Annotated in this window: 2 protein-coding genes and 1 pseudogene; all 3 read right to left on the bottom strand. The window is 74.8% G+C overall.

Features of this window, described 5'->3' with window-relative positions:
* On the bottom strand, nt 1–2,090 hold a 2,090-nt coding region (locus tag BN12_RS21520), incomplete at its 3' end, for a cobyrinate a,c-diamide synthase (protein ID WP_048555604.1).
* Nucleotides 2,087–2,701 (bottom strand): cob(I)yrinic acid a,c-diamide adenosyltransferase, encoded by a 615-nt coding sequence (gene cobO, locus BN12_RS21525; protein WP_048555605.1) that lies wholly within the window; start codon nt 2,699–2,701, stop codon nt 2,087–2,089. The genes BN12_RS21520 and cobO, both read right to left, overlap by 4 nt.
* Nucleotides 2,701–3,087, bottom strand: a pseudogene (locus BN12_RS21530) (magnesium chelatase); the annotation flags it as partial. The pseudogene BN12_RS21530 and the gene cobO, both read right to left, overlap by 1 nt.

The raw sequence follows: 3,087 nt of genomic DNA on the forward strand, positions 1-3,087 counted from the left end.
CGCAGCTCGTCGACGAGGGCCGGGTCACCGACGACGTATCCGGCCCGCACCCCCGGGATGGCCCACAGCTTCGTGAGGCTCCGGACGACGACGAGCCCGGGGGCCCCGGCGCCGACGAGGGCACCCGGCTCGCCGGGCACGGTGTCCATGAAGGCCTCGTCGACGACGACGGTGCGGCCGGGGCGCAGCAGTCCACGAAGGGTCGTCTCGTCGTGGAGGACTCCCGTCGGGTTCGTCGGGTTGCCGACGACGACGAGGTCGGCGTCGCCCGGGATCTCCTCCGGGCGGAGGGCGAAGCCGTCCTCCGGCCGGCACACGACGTGGTGGGGCCGGTGGCCCGCCGCCGCGAGCGCGGCGTCCGGCTCGGTGAACTGGGGGTGGACGACGACGGGGCGCTGCCAGCGCCGGGCTCGCGCGAGCAGGGTGAACGCCTCGGCGGCTCCCGCGGTGACGAGCACCTCCCGCACCGGCCGGCCGTGCAGCGTCGCGAGGGCGTCCGCGGCCGTCGACTGGTCGGGGTAGCGCGCCACGTCGCGCAGGCTCTCGCTGAGCGCCTCCACGAGCCAGGCCGGCGGACCCTCGGGGTGCACGTTGACCGCCAGGTCGACGAGTCCGTCGCCGAGCTCCCGGTCTCCGTGGTAGGTCAGCGGGCTCTCGACGGGCTCGTCCCCCGGGTCGCCGGAACGCTCCACCACGACCCGCGTGGCCCGGGACGAAGAAGCCGCTGCCGGTGTGCTCGAAGCGAACTGCCTTGCAGCGTCAGCGAACCGGGCCGCCATGGCAGGGTGGCCCGCCCAGTGGACGTGGAGATAGGACGCGCTGAGCGTGGGAGTCGCGAAGCCGGCACGCCGATCCTCGATGAGGTATGCCGCCGGGTCGGCGGCCGTCGGCGTCACCGTCGTGCGGTGGAACTCGTGCCCGGTGACCGCCGCGCCGGCACGGCCGGCCAGGTGGTCGGTCGCGACGACCGCGTCGCGGTAGCCGAGGGTGAGCCGGGAGGTCATCCGGGCCTCGGCGTCGAGGGCCCCGACCATGGGTCGCCCCTCGAGGCTGCCGCAGAGGTAGAGCAGGCCTGCGCACTCGGCGACCGTCGGCATACCGGACCGGACGGCGTCCCGGACGGCGGCGCGGAGGCGGTCGTTCGACGACAGGTCGCCCGCATACACCTCGGGGAATCCGCCGCCGAGGTAGAGGCCGCTCGTCCCCGGCGGCAGCTCGGCGTCGGTGAGCGGGTCGAAGGGGACGACGTCGCAGCCCGCCGCCCGCAGGAGCTCGTCGGTCTCGGCATACCGGAAGGTGAAGGCGCGGCCGCCCGCCACGGCGACGGTCGGCCGGTGACCCGCGGGAGCCTCGACCTCCTCGTCCGGCCTCCACCCTCGGGTCGCCAAAGGCGGTGCGGTGCGGGCGATCTCGACGACGGCGTCGAGGTCGACGGCGGTCGCCACGCGTGCGGCGAGCCGGTCGAGGGTCGCTGCGGCCTCCGGTCGTTCGGCTGCGGGGACGAGACCGAGATGGCGCGAGGGAGCGACGATGCCGTCGTCGCGCTGGAGCACGCCGATGACCGGGATCCCGAGCGGGGCCAGGGCGTCGAGCACCTCGGCGGCATGTCGCGCCGAGCCGGCCTTGTTGACGACGACGCCGGCGACGCGGACCGACGGGTCGAAGGAGCGCAGTCCGTGGACGAGCGCTGCGACGGACCGCGACGCGTGCGACACGTCGACGACGAGGATCACGGGCGAGGCGGTGAGCGCCGCGACGTGTGCGGTCGAGGCGAAGCCGTCGTGGCCGAGCCGCCCGTCGAACAGGCCCATGACGCCCTCGATGACGGCGATGTCCGCACCGCGGGCACCGTGGACGAGGAGTGGCTCGACGCGGTCGACGCCGACGAGGTGGGGGTCCAGGTTGCGGCCGGGGCGATGGGTCGCCAACGCGTGGTACCCGGGGTCGATGAAGTCGGGACCGACCTTGTGGCCGCTCACGACATGGCCCCGTTGCCGGAGGGCAGCCATGAGGCCGGTGGCGACGGTCGTCTTGCCGTGCCCGGAGGCGGGGGCGGCGACGACGACCCGGGGGAGGGGGACGGGTGTCACCACTCGATGCCCCGCTGGCCCTTCTGGCCCTGCTCGAAGGGGTGCTTGACCTGGTGCATGTCGGTGACGAGGTCGGCGATCTCGACGAGGCGGGGGTCCACACGCCGCCCGGTGACGACGACGTGCTGGTGGCCGGGACGCGTCAGGAGCGTCGTCACGACGTCGTCGACGTCGACCCAGCCCCACTGGATCGGGTAGGTGAACTCGTCGAGGACGTAGAGGTCGTGCCGCTCCTGCGCGAGACGGCGCTTGATCTCCGCCCAGCCCTCGGCCGCCGCGGCGGCGTGGTCGTCCTCGCTCTCGGACTTGCGCGTCCACGACCAGCCGAAGCCCATCTTGTTCCACTCGACCGGCCCGCCCTCGCCGGTCTCCTCGTGGAGCGCCCCGAGACGCTCGAGGACGGTCTGCTCGCCGATCCGCCACTTCGCGGACTTGACGAATTGGAAGACGCCGATGTCCCACCCCTGGTTCCAGGCGCGCAGGGCGAGGCCGAAGGCCGCCGTCGACTTCCCCTTCCCGTCGCCGGTGTTGACGATGACGAGCGGGCGGTTGCGGCGCTGGCGGGTCGTCAGGCCATCCTGCGGGTCGACGAGAGGCTGGCCCTTGGGCATCAGGCGGCCCCGCCCGTCATCCGGCCGGCCGTCCCGCCGGCCACGGTGACGAGGGCCTGCGCCGAGACCTCCCCGAGAGGCACGTATGCCGCGCCGAGGAGGTCGGCGAGCCGGCCGGCGAGCCCCATCCGGAACCGGCCCGTCTCGCAGTCGACGACGACGCTGGAGAGCCCCGTCGCCCCGAGGGCGGCCGCCGTGCGGTGCGCCCTCCCGAGGGGGTCCGCACCGTGGGTGGCGCGGCCGTCGGTGACGAGGACGAGGAGCGGGCGGCGCAGCGGGTCGCGGAGGCGGGCGACGCGGACGACCTCGGCGGTCGTCGTCAGGGCCTCGGCGAGAGGCGTGCGCCCCCCCCCCGGCAGCTCCCCGGGACCGGCGGCCCCCCCCCC

Source organism: Nostocoides japonicum T1-X7 (genome assembly GCF_001046855.1).
Taxonomy (GTDB): Bacteria; Actinomycetota; Actinomycetes; order Actinomycetales; family Dermatophilaceae; genus Nostocoides; species Nostocoides japonicum.

Coding starts and splice junctions, on each gene's coding strand:
- cobO (WP_048555605.1), bottom strand. CDS start 2,701: ATGCCCAAGGGCCAGCCTCTCGTCGACCCGCAGGATGGCCTGACGACC.